The sequence below is a fragment of the Methylobacterium sp. ME121 genome, assembly GCF_000974725.1.
Lineage (GTDB): Bacteria > Pseudomonadota > Alphaproteobacteria > Rhizobiales > Beijerinckiaceae > Methylobacterium > Methylobacterium radiotolerans.
On the sequence record NZ_BBUX01000009.1, the window covers coordinates 124,990 to 137,719 of the forward strand.

Below are 12,730 nucleotides of genomic sequence, written 5' to 3' on the forward strand. Positions count from 1 at the left end.
CATGTCCGGCGCCCTCTCCGGCGGCACGCAGCCCGGATCCCTGAGCCGGCCCGACGAGACCCTCCAGGGGATCGGCGGCGCGGTCACGGCGATCCCGCTGACCCATCCGGGCAACCGGCGCTGGTGGATCGCCTTCGCGGGGGCGGCCACGCTCCTCGGCCTGTTCCTCCTCACCCTCGGCTACCTGCTCTACGCCGGCCCCGGCATCTGGGCGAACAACAACGCCGTCGTCTGGGCGCTCGACATCGCGAGCTACGACTGGTGGATCGGCGTCGCGTCCGGCAGCCTGCTGGTCTCGGCGATCCTGCTCCTCCTCGGCGCGGAGTGGCGCGGGGCGGTGAACCGCGTCGCCGAGACCCTGGCGCTGCTGGCCACGGCGGCCGCCGGGCTCTACCCGATCATCCATCTCGGGCGGCCTTGGTTCTTCTTCTGGAACCTGCCCTACCCCAACACCTACGATCTCTGGCCGCAGTTCCGCTCGCCGCTCCTCTGGGACGCGATCGACATCGTGTCCTTCCTGGTGATCTGCGTGAGCCTCTGGTTCATCGGCCTGCTGCCGGACCTCGCGACGCTGCGCGACCGGGCGCACCTGGAGGCGATGCGCCAGCTGGAGACGAAGGCGCCGACCCGGAAGCTCGCCGTCCTGCGCGCGCAGGTCTACGGCATCCTCGCCTCGGGCTGGCGCGGCTCGGCGGCCCACTGGCAGATCTGGGTCCAGGCCTACCGGACGGTGGCGCTGCTCGGCGTGCTGCTGGTTGTCTCGGTCCAGACCGGGGCCTCGGTGATGCTGGCGGGCTCGCTGATGCCCGGCTGGCACAGCACGCTGCTGCCGGTGAGCTTCCTGGTCAACGCGGTCTATTCCGGCGTCGGCGTCACGGCGGTGATCGTGATGCTGATCCGCCGCGTCTACGGCCTCGACGCCCTGGTGACCGACCGCCACCTCGACGTGCTCGGGCGGCTGCTGCTCTGCCTCGGCTGCGCCAGCGCCTACTGCTACGCGGCCGAGTACTTCGACACGTTCCTCAACGGCGACGCCGAGGGGCGCGGCGTCCTGGTCCGGCGCATGACCGGCGACCACGCCCTCGTGTCCTGGACGGCGGTCCTGTGCCTCGTCCTACCCGCCCAGATCCTGTGGTCGGCCCGGGCCCGCACGGCGCCGCTGGCGCTTGCGACGGTCGGCCTCCTCGTGGCCATCGGCGCCTACGCCGACCACGTCATGGTCCTGGTCGTCACCCTGACCCAGGACTTCCTGCCCTCCTCGAGGCTGCCCTACACGACCGACGTCTGGGGCATCGCCACCTTCGCGGGCTCGATCGGGCTGTTCCTGACCCTGCTGCTCCTGTTCCTGCGCTACCTGCCGGCCGTCTCGATCGTCGAGAGCCGCCGCCTCGCCCTGACGGTGTCGCCGGCCGCCCAGGAGGCCGCCCGCGCGGCCGCGTCCCGGGCCACGGGCCGCCCGGAGGAGAACCCGGTCACCGCGCCCCTGTGGGGCGTGTCGGCGACCTTCGCGAGCCAGGGCGACCTCGCGGCCGCCCTCCAGGCGGTTTCCGGGCTCGGCCCGGATCAGGTCCATCTCGACGGGCACGGCCCGGTGCCGATGCCCCGCACCCTGCGGCCCCTGGGCCTGGAGGGGCGCTCGATCCTGCCCTACGCCCTCGGCGGCGCCCTGCTCGGCGGCTTCGGCTTCTTCGCCATGTGCGTCTACGCCACGGCCTACGACTACGTGTTCCTGATCGGCGGACGCCCGCGCCTGTCCTGGCCCTCCTTCGTGGTCCCGAGCGTCTCCTTCGCGATGATGGCGGGCTGCGTGGCGATCCACCTCGCGCTCCTCGTGCTCAACCGCCTGCCCCGCTTGAACCACCCGGCCTTCAACATCCCGGGCTTCCTGCGGGCCTCGGAGGACCGGTTCTTCCTCTCCGCGGAGGCGCGCGGCGACCGGTTCGACGCGGGCCGGATCGAGCGGCGGCTCGCGTCTCTGCCGGCCGAGGCCGGCCGCCCCCTCGAGATCCGGCGGATCCCGCGATGAGGCGCGCCCTCCTCGCCTGCCTGGCTCTCGCGCCCCTCGCGGCCTGCGGCGAGGCCGACATGGCCGATCAGGCCCGGGCCAAGACCTGGGACAGGAACCCGTTCTTCCCCCGCGAGATCACCATGCGCCAGCCGGTGGCCGGCACCGTGCCGCGGAGCGATCCGGCCCGCGCGGCGCCGCAGCCGCAGACGATCAGCCGGGCGCTGCTCGACCAGGGCCGCGAGCGCTACGGGGTATTCTGCACACCCTGCCACGGGCAGGACGGCCGCGGCGCCGGGATGATCGTGGCCCGGGGCTTCCCGTCCGCCGGCGATCTCACGGCTGGGCCCGTGCGGGCGGCCTCCGCGTCCGACCTCTACGACGCGATCTCGAACGGCCGGAAGGCGATGTTCGGCATGGCCCAGATGATCCCCTCCGCCGACCGCTGGGCGATCGTCGCCTATGTCCGCGCCCTGCAGCTCAGCCAGGACGCCCCGGTGGCGGGCCTGCCGGCGGAGGATCGCGCGCGGCTGGAGGCGACGCCGTGAGGCGCCCCGCCCTGCTCGGCCTCGCCGGCCTCGTCCTCCTGGCCGTCTGCCTGACCGCGGGCGGATGGCGCGGAGCCGCGGCCTCGTATCTCGCGGCGTGGCTGGTCCTCCTCGCCCTGCCGGTCGGTGCCCTGCCGGTGGTCATCGTCGCCGAGCGCTTCGGCGAGCGGGTCCGCGCGCGCGGCGGCATCGAGATGCTGGCGGGTCTGCGCCGGCTGACGGCGCTGATGCCGGTCGCGGCCGTGCTGGCGCTGCCGCTCCTGGCCGCCGCGCCCCTGCTCTATCCCTGGGTGAGCGCCCCGGCGCGAACGCCCCTGGCCGCCCTGTGGTTCACGGTGCCGTTCTTCGCGGTCCGGGTGATCGTCTACCTCGCGGCCTGGATCTGGCTGGCGCTGCGCTTCGCCAAGCCGTTCGACGCGCCCGGCGAGGGGCGGACCGTGCCGGCGGTGGGGCTGCACGCGGTCGTCGGCACGCTGTTCGTCACCGACGTCGTCGCCTCCCTGGATCCGCGGCTCGACTCGACCCTCTTGGGCCTCCTGGTCATGACGGCGTGGAGCGGCCTCGCCTTCGCGGCGGCGATCCTGCTGGCCTGGGAGGAGCCGGAGCCCGTGGGCCGCGGTCGCACGGCTCCCGGACGAGGCCGGCTGGTGCCCCTCGTGGTGCTCCTCGGCCTCTGGGCCTACCTGCACTTCGTGCAGTTCCTGATCGTCTGGTCGGCCAACCTGCCGCCCGAGGTGGCGTGGTACTTCGCCCGCGGCGGCTGGGTCGGGCGGGCGCTGGCGATCGTGGCCGGCGCGGTGGTGGTGCTGGCCGGCCTCGCGACCCTCCGGCCCGGGCGCCCGACCACCCGGATCCTGGCCGGCGCGGCGCTCGCCGTCCACGCCCTGGAGATGTTCTGGCTGATCACCCCGGCGGTGCGCGACCGCTTCGTCCTCCGGCCGAGCGACGTGCTGGCCGCCGGCGCCGTGGCCTGCCTCGCGGCCGCGCTGCGCCCGCTGATGCGTCCGCGCGCCGATCGGGCGGCCTCCGACGCCCGCCGCGCCGGGAGGCCGGCGTGAGCGCGGACGGACCCACCGGCCTGATCCCGGCGATCCTGGCGGGGCTGACCCTGCGCGGCACCGGCCTCCTGAACGGGCGGCCGCCGCGCCCGGCGGCCAATTCCCAGCGCGATCCCGACGATCCCGGGCACGAGACCAGCGACGTCAACGTCCGCAACACCGTGCTGGTGATGGCGGGCCTCGCGCTGACGGCGCTGGCGGTCGTCGGCACGATGGTCTGGCTGATGGGCACCTTCGCGGCGAGCCAGCGGCGGGCGCTCCCTGCCCTGACGCCGCAGCAGACGACGCGGCTGGCGCCGCCGCCGCCGAACCTGCAGGCCGACCCTTACGCCGATCTCGACCGCGAGCGGGCGGCGGCCGCGGCGCACCTCTCCGGCTACGGTTACCGGGACGAGGCCCGCACCCGCGCCCGCATCCCGATCGGGCGCGCCATGGACCTGACCGTCGGCCGCTCTCTCGAACCGGCGGAGCCCGCTGCGCGATGACGCCGAGCCACGATTCCCTCCAGCTCTGGCCCGCCGCGGTCTCCGCCACCGCGAGCGAGACCGACCTGCTCATCCTGGCCTTCACCGTCCTGACGCTGCTGCTGACCGTGCCGGTCTTCGTGGCGATCACCTACTTCGCCCTGCGCTACCGCGAGGGCTCCGAGGCGGACCGGAGCCCCTCGGGCATCCGCTCGAACCTCATCGAGATCAGCTGGATGCTGATCCCGTTCCTGCTGACGCTGATCTTCTTCGTCTGGGGCGCGCGGCTGTTCATCCAGTCGAAGAATCCGCCCCCCGACGCCATGGTGGTCGAGGCGATCGGCCGGCAGTGGATGTGGAAGTTCCAGCACCCGACGGGTCAGTCCGAGATCAACAACCTGCACCTGCCGATCGGCCAGCCGATCCGCCTGCACATCATCAGCCAGGACGTGATCCACGCCCTCTACCTGCCGGCCGTGCGGATGCAGGTGGCGGCCCTGCCCGACCGCTACACCGACCTGTGGTTCAAGGCCGACAAGGTTGGCACCTACCACCTCTACTGCTCGGAATATTGCGGCACCGACCATTCCGTGATGGGCGGCGAGGTCACCTTCATGAATCCCGGCGATTACCAGGACTGGCTGACCCATGCCGGCGCGCAGCAGGGCAAGGTCGCAGCCGGCCGGGCCCTCTACGAGGCTTATGGCTGCGCCGGCTGCCACGAGCCCGGCTCATCCGTGAAGGCGCCGAGTCTCGCGGGCCTGTACGGATCCCAGGTGACGCTCGCCGACGGCCGCACCGTCACGGCCGACGAGGGCTGGCTGCGCGAAAAGATCCTGAATCCGAACGGCGACCGGCTCGCCGGCGGGGGCAAGCAGGTCATGCCGAGCTTCGCCGGCCGGATCCCGGCGGACGAACTCGGCACGCTGATCGATTTCCTGAAATCCTACACGGGCCCGGCCTCCGGCAAGGCCGCGGACGCGACGCCGCCGGGAGCGACACGATGAGCGCATCGGGCAGCATCGGCGGCACCGCCCGCCGGGAACCCCACGCCCCGGAATCCACGATCGGGCGCAAGGCCGACTACCTGCACGCGGAATCGACTCTGCGCTCGTGGTTCCTCACCACCGACCACAAGCGCATCGCGCTCCTCTACCTCGCCTCGATCACCGGCTTCTTCGTGATCGGCGCCCTGGCGGCCGGCGTGGTGCGCCTCGCGCTGATCGTGCCCAACGGCGCGATCATGACCAACGACACCTACAACAAGGCCTTCACCATCCACGGGGTGGTGATGGTCTGGTTCTTCCTGATCCCGTCGATCCCCGCGACCTTCGGCAACTTCCTGATCCCCTTGATGATCGGGGCCAGGGACCTCGCCTTCCCGAAGCTCAACCTGACGAGCTGGTACGTGTTCATGGCGGGCGCCCTGTTCACCCTGGCCTCGGTGGTGCTGGGCGGTGTCGATACCGGCTGGACCTTCTACGCCCCGCTCTCGACGGCCTTCTCGAACACCTGGGTGCTGCCGGCGCTGATCGGCGTGACCATCGTGGGCTTCTCGTCGATCCTGACGGGGCTCAACTTCGTGGTCACGATCCACACCATGCGGGCGCCCGGCATGACGTGGTTCAAGCTGCCGATCTTCGTCTGGGCGCACTACGCCACGAGCCTGATCTTCCTGCTGGCGACGCCCGTCATCACCACCGCGCTGATCCTGCTGATCGCGGAGCGCGCCTTCCACATCGGCGTGTTCGACCCGGCCTATGGCGGCGACCCGGTGCTGTTCCAGCACCTGTTCTGGTTCTACTCGCACCCGGCCGTGTACATCATGGTCCTGCCCGGCATGGGAGTGATCTCCGAGATCGTCCCGGCCTTCGCGCAGAAGAAGCTGTTCGGCTACCGCTTCGTCGCCTACGCGTCGATCGGGCTGGCCTCCGTGACCTTCTTCGTCTGGGGCCACCACATGTTCGTCAACGGCCAGAGCGACTTGGCCTCGCTGGTCTTCTCCGCCCTGTCCTTCGCGGTGGCGGTGCCCTCGGCCGTGAAGGTCTACAACTGGACCGCCACGATCCATAAGGGAGCCCTGCGGCTCGACACGCCGATGCTCTACGCGATGGGCTATATCGGACTGTTCGTGCTCGGCGGCCTCACCGGCCTCTACCTCGCGACGCTCGCCATCAACCAGCACATCCACGCGACCTACTTCGTGGTCGCGCATTTCCACTACATCATGGTCGGCGGCACGGTGCTGGCGTTCCTGGGCGGCCTGCACTTCTGGTGGCCGAAATTCACCGGCCGGATGTACAGCGAGCCCTGGGGCCGGGTCTCGGCGCTGCTGATCTTCATCGGCTTCAACGTGACCTTCTTCCCGCAGTTCATCCTGGGCTATCTGGGGATGCCGCGGCGCTACGCGACCTATCCGGCCGAGTTCCAGCTCCTGAACGTTCTGTCCTCGGCGGGCGCTACGATCCTGGCGGCGGGCTACATCTTCCCGATGCTCTACCTCGTCTATTCCCTGTGGTTCGGGCGGAAGGCGCCCGCCAACCCGTGGAACGCGAAGGGACTCGAGTGGGAGACCGCCTCCCCGCCGCCGACGCACAACTTCCTGTCGCCGCCGGAGGTGCCGCGCATCCCCTACGACTACCCGATCCAGGCCCAGGAATCCCGGGACCAGCACGGATGAGCGCGCCCCTGGCCGACGGCGTCGGGGTCGCCCGCGCGCACCATTTCGAGACCGTCGCGCAGCAGCGCGCGGCGGCGACGCTCGGCATCTGGGCGTGGCTGATCACCGAGCTCCTGCTGTTCTCGGCCCTGTTCCTGGTGGCGCTGATCACCCGGATCCAGCACCCCGAGGCGACCGTCGCGGCGGCCAAGCACCTCAAGTTCTGGATCGGCGCCACCAACACCGTGGTGCTGATCTGCTCCAGCCTGACCATGTCGATGGCAATCGAGTTCTCGCGGATGGGCTGGCAGCGCGCCATGGTGCGGGCGATGCTGGCGACCGCGGCGCTCGGCGGCCTGTTCCTCGTGCTCAAGGGCTACGAGTACTACGCCGACTGGGCCGAGCACATGATGCCGTTCCTCTCCGACCGGCCCTTCGCGCTCGCCGAGACGCCGGCGGCACGGCTGTTCGTGAACCTCTACTATGTCGCGACGCTGCTGCACGCGCTGCACCTGTTCACCGGCATCGCACTCCTGCTCGGCATGACCTGGCTGGCCGCCAAGGCCGGTTTCCTCGCTCGGCACCAGAACTGGATCGAGGTCTACGGTCTCTACTGGCACTTCATCGACCTCGTCTGGATCCTGGCCTTCCCGATCCTCTACGTGGTGAACCGGTAGGATGCGGAACCCCCTCGTGACCCTGAGCGCCGACGAGCGCGCCCTGCTCCGGAAGCGCCTGCGCACGCCCGTCCTCACCTTCCTGGCGCTGCTGGCCCTTCTCGCCGTCAACGTCACCCTCGGCGCCACCCTCCCCTTCGCGCAGGTCTGGATCGTCGAGCTCGCCGTCGTCGCCGTGATGGTGGCGCTGATCCTCCTCGTCTCCATGGAGGTGATCCACGAGCCGCCGCTGATCCGGCTGTTCTCGGGGCTCGGCTTCTTCTGGGTCGCCATCATGGTCGGCATGACGCTGACCGACTATCTCGCCCGCTGACCCGCGCGAAAGCCGTTGTCGGGGCGGCCGAACGCTCCTAAACGTCGCCGCTTCCCCGCATGGCCCGGCTGCAAGACGATGTGCGAACTGCTCGGCATGAGCGCCAACGTGCCGACCGACATCCGCTTCTCCTTCGCGGGGCTCGCCCGGCGCGGCGGCGAGACCGGGCCCCACGCCGACGGCTGGGGCATCAGCTTCTACGACGGCCGCACCTGCCGCAGCTTCCACGAGCCGGAGCCGAGCGCCCGCTCGCAGCTCGCCCGGCTCCTGCGCGACATGCCGATCAAGAGCCGGATCGTCGTCGCCCATGTCCGCAAGGCCAATCGCGGCCGGGTCAGCCTGGAGAACACCCACCCGTTCTCCCGGGAATTGTGGGGCCGCCGCTGGACCTTCGCGCACAACGGCCAGCTCAAGGGCGTGAAGCGGCTGCCGCTGGGCGGCTTCATGCCGATCGGGTCCACCGACAGCGAGCACGCCTTCTGCTGGATGCTCGGCCGGCTCCAGGCCCGGTTCCGCGCCCTGCCCCGGCCCGAGACCCTCGACCGGGCGGTGGCCGACCTCGCGGGCGAGCTGCACGCGCTCGGCGTGTTCAACATGCTGCTCACCGACAGCCGCACCCTCTACGCCCATTGCGGCAAGCGCCTCTGCTACCTCACCCGCTGCGCGCCCTTCGGGAAGGCCACCCTGATCGACGAGGACTGGCAGGTGGATTTCGCCCAGGAGACCACCGAGCACGACGTGGTGACGGTCATCGCCACGCAGGCGCTGACCCGGGACGAGTGCTGGACCGATCTCGCCCGCGGCGACGTCCTGACCCTGCGCGACGGGGCGATCCGGCTGTTGAGACCGAGCAACTTAGCTTAAGTGTGTTTTGCCTGAGGGTGCATGCCCGCGCCCGATGCGCTAGAACTCCGGTAACAGGAGCGCATCGGCCGGACTTCCGCACCGGGTCGAGCCGGCAAGCGCCCCACCTCGACCCGCTCCGGACCACAGGTCGAGCCACGATGAGTTGACGAGCGCGATACGCATGACCCGCGACGACACCGACACCGTCCTGTCCCAGGAGGACGGGACTCGGGATGGCCGCCCGAACCTGGCGCCCGGCATCCGCACGCATCTCGGTGAGCACCTGCGCACGGTCTACGAGCGGATCGGCGAGGAGACGATGCCGTCCCGCTTCGCCGAGCTGATCGAGAAGCTCGAGGCGGCCCTGCGTGCCCGCGGCGAGGCGATCGAGCCGGAATTCCGCAACGGTCTGCTCGCGGCCGTGCCGTCGCTGCGCGCCTTCGCGCTGTCGCTGACCTCGAACCCTGCCCGCTCGGACGACCTCGTGCAGGACACCCTGCTGAAGGGCTGGCAGCACCGCGCGCGCTTCCAGCCGGGCACCAACCTGAACGCGTGGCTGTTCACGATCCTGCGCAACATCTTCTACTCGGACCATCGCAAGCGGGTCCGCGAGGTCGAGGATCAGGACGGATCCTACGCGGCCCGGCTCGCCACCGCCCCGCACCAGGGCGACCGGCTCGACGTCGAGGACCTGCAATCGGCGCTCGCGAAGCTGCCGCCGGACCAGCGCGAGGCGCTGGTGCTGGTCGGTGCCGAGGGCGTCTCCTACGAGGAGGCCGCGACTATCATGGGCTGCAAGGTCGGCACCGTGAAGAGCCGCGTCAGCCGCGCCCGCGGCCGACTCGCCGAGCTCCTGGGCTACGACGAGGAGGACCTCGGCTCCGACCGGTTCATCCAGTCGGCGATGCCGAAGGACGCGTAGGCGCCCGGCCCGAACCGGGCCGGAAGTCCACAAAAAAGATGCATCCGATTCCGGGGATCGGGCGTTACCGGCCCGAGCTTCGCTGCGCCAGCGCGGCGAAACACCACGGAACGGAGATGCATCGCATGACCTTCAAGACCCTCATCGCCGCCTCGGCCCTCGCCCTCTCGCTGCCGCTGGCGGCCCAGGCCCAGGGCACCATCCCGGGCGCCGAGCGCGGCGCGGCGGCCGGTGCCGATGCGGCCGGCCCGATCGGCGGCATCGTCGGCGGCGCGGTCGGTGCGGCCACCGGCACGGTGGGCGGCATCCTCGGCGTCGACATGGCCCCGCGCTTCCGCAGCTATGTCCGCGAGCGCAACGTCCGCTCCTACGACTACGACGGTCGCGTCGCCGTCGGCACCACCCTGCCGGCCTCGGGCGTGACCTACTACGACGTGCCGAGCGAGTACCGCGTGCAGCCGGGCTACCGCTACACCGTGGTGAACGACCGCCCGGTGCTGGTCGACCGCGGCCACCGCATCGTCGAGGTCATCGACTGAGACCCTGGGCCGGTCTCGCACCGGCCCTAACGCCCCCGGAGCCCGGCTCCGGGGGCATTCCCGCAGCCGCGGCCGCCGGCGCAACGCTTCATCCGTCCGGCCGTTGATGACGGTTCGACCCGTGAGGCGACCATGAGCGACACTCCCACCGATCCGAAATCCACCCTGCCGGAACCGGTGCGCGACCATCTCGGCCAGCAGTTGCGCAGCGTCCTGCCGGTCGGGTCCGACAAGCCGCGCTTCCTCGGCGACGACCCGGTGCCGGACGAGTTCGAGCCCCAGATTCGCCGGCTCGAGACCCGCCTCAAGACCCACGAGGAGGGCACCGGCGCCGTCGGTCAGGCCCTCGACCAGATCCTCGACGCCTTCGGGGTGAAGCCGCGGGACGACGACACGCGCGCGGACTGAGCCGTCAACTGAGCCGTCAGACGCGCGGCTTGGTCGCCAGGATGTCGCGGATCTCGGAGAGGAGCTTCACGTCGGCCGGCACCTCGTCGGGCTTCTTGGTCTCGGCAAGCTGGAGACGGTTCATCGCCCGGATGACGAGGAACAGCACGAAGGCGACGATCGCGAAGTTCAGCGTCAGGGTCAGGAACTGGCCGTAACCGATGACGGCGCCCTGCTTCTTCGCGTCCACGTAGGGCAGGCCGGCCTGCACCTTCGACGACAGCGGGATGTAGTAGTTCGAGAAATCGAGCCCGCCCGTGATCGCGCCGATCACCGGCATGAAGATGTCCTGGACCGCCGAATTGACGATGGCCCCGAAGGCCGCGCCGATGATCACGCCGACCGCGAGATCGACCACATTCCCGCGCAGCGCGAACTTCTTGAATTCCTCGAGCATCGCCGAATCCCCCTCGCCGAACGCCGCCAAGGTAGGGGATCATCCCGCGACGGCCAGTGCCTAGTCCGGCTTCACCGCCGCGGCCCGCGCCTCCGCGGCGCTCTCGGGCTGCGCCTCGGCGCCGGCGGCCGACCGTTCCCCGGCCGGGGCGGCCAGCTCCGCCTTGAGCCGGCGGCGGTACTGGGCGGCGACCACCGGGATGGTCAGCAGGTAGCCGCCGCTCACCGCCACCAGCGCCTCGAACGGGTAGCTGATCAGGATGCCGAAGGCCGCGACGCCGAACAGGAAGATCGGCAGGACGAGGCTGCGCGGCACCCGCTTGCCCATGGTCTTGCCCGAGTAGGTCGGGACCGTGGAGACGACCAGCAGGGCGATGCACAGCACGTAGATCAGTACCGCCGGCGCCGCCCAGGTCTCGATGCCGAAGCCCAGGAAGTGCAGGTAGAGCGGCAGCATCGCGGTGAGCGCCCCCGCCGGGGCCGGCATGCCGACGAAGAAGTCCTTCTTCCATTCCGGCCGGTTCGGGTCGTCCAGCATCGCGTTGAAGCGGGCGAGGCGCAGCGCCATGGCGATGGCGAAGATCAGCGCCACGATCCAGCCCACCGACTTCAGGTGGAACAGCACGAAGCCGTAGAGGATGAGCGCCGGGGCGCAGCCGAAATTGACGAAGTCGGCGAGCGAGTCGAGCTCCGCGCCGAAGCGCGACGTCCCCTTGAGCAGCCGCGCCACCCGCCCGTCGATACCGTCCAGCACGCCGGCCACCACCACGGCGATGACGGCGGGCTCGAACTTGCCCTCGAAGGCCAGCCGGATCGCCGTCAGCCCGAGGCAGAGCGCCATCAGGGTGATCATGTTGGGCGCGATCATCCGGAACGGCACCGGCTTGAACCGGCGCGGCCGCGGCTCGTTCGGGTCGGGCGCGAAGGGCGGGAAGAGATCGTCCATGGCCGCCTCAGATCCGCTTGAACAGCCGCTCCGGGCCGCCGCCGAGATCGGCCAGCACCGTCTCGCCGGCCACCGCCTTCTGGCCGAGGCCGACCAGCACGGTCGAGCCGGCCGGCAGATAGACGTCCACCCGCGAGCCGAAGCGGATCAGGCCGAACCGCTCGCCGACGCCGAGCACGTCGCCCGCCGAGACGAAGCCGACGATGCGCCGGGCCACGAGGCCGGCGATCTGCACCACGCCGACCCGCTTCGGCTGGCCCGCATGGGTCGTCTCGATGACCATGCCGTTGCGCTCGTTGTCGTCGCTGGCCTTGTCGAGCTCGGCGTTCAGGAACAGGCCCGGCGTGTAGTGGATCTGGCCGATCCGGCCGGCCACCGGCACACGGTTCACGTGGCAGTCGAACACGTTCATGAACACCGAGACCCGCAGGGTCGGCACCTGCGGCAGGTCGAGCTCGGGCGGCGGCAGCACGGTGGCGATGAGGTTCACGCGGCCGTCGGCGGGCGAGATCACGAGCCCGTCGGCCACCGGGGTGACGCGCTCCGGATCGCGGAAGAAGTAGCAGACCCAGAGGGTCAGGATCAGGAAGATCCAGCCGAAGAACTGGGAGAAGTAGCCCGCCAGCACCGTCAGCACGATGCCGATCAGGATGAAGGGGTAGCCCTCCTTGTGGATCGGCACGAGCGTCCGGCGGATCGTCTCGATCAGGTCGGTCATGGGGTCAATGGACTCGAGAGGGGCGCGGGCGGGGACGACGGGCGGGCGGACGTGTCGGACCGGCGGATGGCAGTCCGCCGGGCCGCCGTCAACTTTCCAGGGGTCGCGGGGCGGCGCGGGCCGCCGCGCCCGCTGCCGCCGGGTGCCGCTCAGGCGCCGATTCGGCGGCGAGAACCCGCCGGCTTGCGGACG

15 protein-coding genes are annotated in these 12,730 nt (G+C 70.8%); 12 read left to right on the forward strand and 3 right to left on the reverse strand.

Annotation, left to right across the window (positions count from 1 at the left end):
- Window position 1: 1 nt before the first annotated feature.
- From ME121_RS09295 to ME121_RS09350, 12 genes are all read left to right on the forward strand, one after another.
- Window positions 2-2,026, forward strand: a complete 2,025-nt coding sequence (locus tag ME121_RS09295; protein WP_053620901.1) for a DUF3341 domain-containing protein — start codon at window positions 2-4, stop codon at window positions 2,024-2,026.
- Window positions 2,023-2,553, forward strand: coding sequence for a c-type cytochrome (locus ME121_RS09300; RefSeq protein ID WP_059408718.1), 531 nt, complete (start codon window positions 2,023-2,025; stop codon window positions 2,551-2,553). Before ME121_RS09295 ends, ME121_RS09300 begins: the two co-directional genes overlap by 4 nt.
- On the forward strand, window positions 2,550-3,611 hold the full coding sequence (locus ME121_RS09305; protein ID WP_053620903.1) for a hypothetical protein: 1,062 nt from the start codon (window positions 2,550-2,552) through the stop codon (window positions 3,609-3,611). Before ME121_RS09300 ends, ME121_RS09305 begins: the two co-directional genes overlap by 4 nt.
- Window positions 3,608-4,096 carry a hypothetical protein gene (locus ME121_RS09310; protein ID WP_053620904.1) on the forward strand — a complete coding sequence of 163 codons (489 nt, stop codon included), beginning with the start codon at window positions 3,608-3,610 and terminating at the stop codon, window positions 4,094-4,096. The genes ME121_RS09305 and ME121_RS09310 overlap by 4 nt, the downstream gene beginning before the upstream one ends.
- Window positions 4,093-5,082 (forward strand): cytochrome c oxidase subunit II, encoded by a 990-nt coding sequence (gene coxB, locus ME121_RS09315; protein WP_053620905.1) that lies wholly within the window; start codon window positions 4,093-4,095, stop codon window positions 5,080-5,082. Before ME121_RS09310 ends, coxB begins: the two co-directional genes overlap by 4 nt.
- Window positions 5,079-6,755, forward strand: a complete 1,677-nt coding sequence (locus ME121_RS09320) for a cytochrome c oxidase subunit I (RefSeq protein ID WP_059408719.1) — start codon at window positions 5,079-5,081, stop codon at window positions 6,753-6,755. Before coxB ends, ME121_RS09320 begins: the two co-directional genes overlap by 4 nt.
- Entirely contained in the window at window positions 6,752-7,411 is a 660-nt protein-coding gene (locus ME121_RS09325) for a cytochrome c oxidase subunit 3 (protein WP_012318038.1), read from the forward strand. The genes ME121_RS09320 and ME121_RS09325 overlap by 4 nt, the downstream gene beginning before the upstream one ends.
- Window position 7,412: 1 nt before the next feature.
- The gene (locus tag ME121_RS09330; protein WP_012318037.1) at window positions 7,413-7,724 is read left to right on the forward strand and encodes a hypothetical protein; all 312 of its coding nucleotides are present in this window, start codon (window positions 7,413-7,415) and stop codon (window positions 7,722-7,724) included.
- A 78-nt stretch (window positions 7,725-7,802) separates the two neighbouring features.
- A complete protein-coding gene (locus tag ME121_RS09335; RefSeq protein ID WP_012318036.1) occupies window positions 7,803-8,588 on the forward strand; it encodes a class II glutamine amidotransferase in 786 nt (261 codons plus the stop codon).
- Between the two features lie 163 nt (window positions 8,589-8,751).
- On the forward strand, window positions 8,752-9,492 hold the full coding sequence (locus ME121_RS09340; protein WP_012318035.1) for a NepR family anti-sigma factor: 741 nt from the start codon (window positions 8,752-8,754) through the stop codon (window positions 9,490-9,492).
- A 125-nt stretch (window positions 9,493-9,617) separates the two neighbouring features.
- Window positions 9,618-10,031: a DUF1236 domain-containing protein gene (locus tag ME121_RS09345; RefSeq protein ID WP_012318034.1), complete on the forward strand. Its 414-nt coding sequence runs from the start codon at window positions 9,618-9,620 to the stop codon at window positions 10,029-10,031.
- A 132-nt stretch (window positions 10,032-10,163) separates the two neighbouring features.
- Window positions 10,164-10,439 carry a hypothetical protein gene (locus tag ME121_RS09350; protein WP_012318033.1) on the forward strand — a complete coding sequence of 92 codons (276 nt, stop codon included), beginning with the start codon at window positions 10,164-10,166 and terminating at the stop codon, window positions 10,437-10,439.
- 16 nt (window positions 10,440-10,455) lie between these two features.
- Here the strand turns inward: ME121_RS09350 and mscL are convergent, their stop codons facing one another.
- From mscL to ME121_RS09365, 3 genes are read right to left on the reverse strand one after another with little or no spacing between them, the layout of a single operon-like run.
- The gene (mscL, locus tag ME121_RS09355; protein WP_024830829.1) at window positions 10,456-10,875 is read right to left on the reverse strand and encodes a large conductance mechanosensitive channel protein MscL; all 420 of its coding nucleotides are present in this window, start codon (window positions 10,873-10,875) and stop codon (window positions 10,456-10,458) included.
- Window positions 10,876-10,935: 60 nt separating this feature from the next.
- Window positions 10,936-11,820: a CDP-alcohol phosphatidyltransferase family protein gene (locus tag ME121_RS09360; protein ID WP_059408720.1), complete on the reverse strand. Its 885-nt coding sequence runs from the start codon at window positions 11,818-11,820 to the stop codon at window positions 10,936-10,938.
- A 7-nt stretch (window positions 11,821-11,827) separates the two neighbouring features.
- Entirely contained in the window at window positions 11,828-12,538 is a 711-nt protein-coding gene (locus tag ME121_RS09365; RefSeq protein WP_012318030.1) for a phosphatidylserine decarboxylase, read from the reverse strand.
- Window positions 12,539-12,730: the final 192 nt, after the last annotated feature.

What these genes read in the sequence shown, in the direction of transcription:
- ME121_RS09300 (WP_059408718.1), top strand. Translation starts at nt 2,023, where the DNA reads ATGAGGCGCGCCCTCCTCGCCTGCCTGGCTCTCGCGCCCCTCGCGGCC.
- mscL (WP_024830829.1), bottom strand. Translation starts at nt 10,875, where the DNA reads ATGCTCGAGGAATTCAAGAAGTTCGCGCTGCGCGGGAATGTGGTCGAT.
- ME121_RS09295 (WP_053620901.1), top strand. Translation starts at nt 2, where the DNA reads ATGTCCGGCGCCCTCTCCGGCGGCACGCAGCCCGGATCCCTGAGCCGG.
- ME121_RS09320 (WP_059408719.1), top strand. Translation starts at nt 5,079, where the DNA reads ATGAGCGCATCGGGCAGCATCGGCGGCACCGCCCGCCGGGAACCCCAC.
- ME121_RS09350 (WP_012318033.1), top strand. Translation starts at nt 10,164, where the DNA reads ATGAGCGACACTCCCACCGATCCGAAATCCACCCTGCCGGAACCGGTG.
- ME121_RS09330 (WP_012318037.1), top strand. Translation starts at nt 7,413, where the DNA reads ATGCGGAACCCCCTCGTGACCCTGAGCGCCGACGAGCGCGCCCTGCTC.
- ME121_RS09325 (WP_012318038.1), top strand. Translation starts at nt 6,752, where the DNA reads ATGAGCGCGCCCCTGGCCGACGGCGTCGGGGTCGCCCGCGCGCACCAT.
- coxB (WP_053620905.1), top strand. Translation starts at nt 4,093, where the DNA reads ATGACGCCGAGCCACGATTCCCTCCAGCTCTGGCCCGCCGCGGTCTCC.
- ME121_RS09340 (WP_012318035.1), top strand. Translation starts at nt 8,752, where the DNA reads ATGACCCGCGACGACACCGACACCGTCCTGTCCCAGGAGGACGGGACT.
- ME121_RS09360 (WP_059408720.1), bottom strand. Translation starts at nt 11,820, where the DNA reads ATGGACGATCTCTTCCCGCCCTTCGCGCCCGACCCGAACGAGCCGCGG.
- ME121_RS09335 (WP_012318036.1), top strand. Translation starts at nt 7,803, where the DNA reads ATGTGCGAACTGCTCGGCATGAGCGCCAACGTGCCGACCGACATCCGC.
- ME121_RS09345 (WP_012318034.1), top strand. Translation starts at nt 9,618, where the DNA reads ATGACCTTCAAGACCCTCATCGCCGCCTCGGCCCTCGCCCTCTCGCTG.
- ME121_RS09365 (WP_012318030.1), bottom strand. Translation starts at nt 12,538, where the DNA reads ATGACCGACCTGATCGAGACGATCCGCCGGACGCTCGTGCCGATCCAC.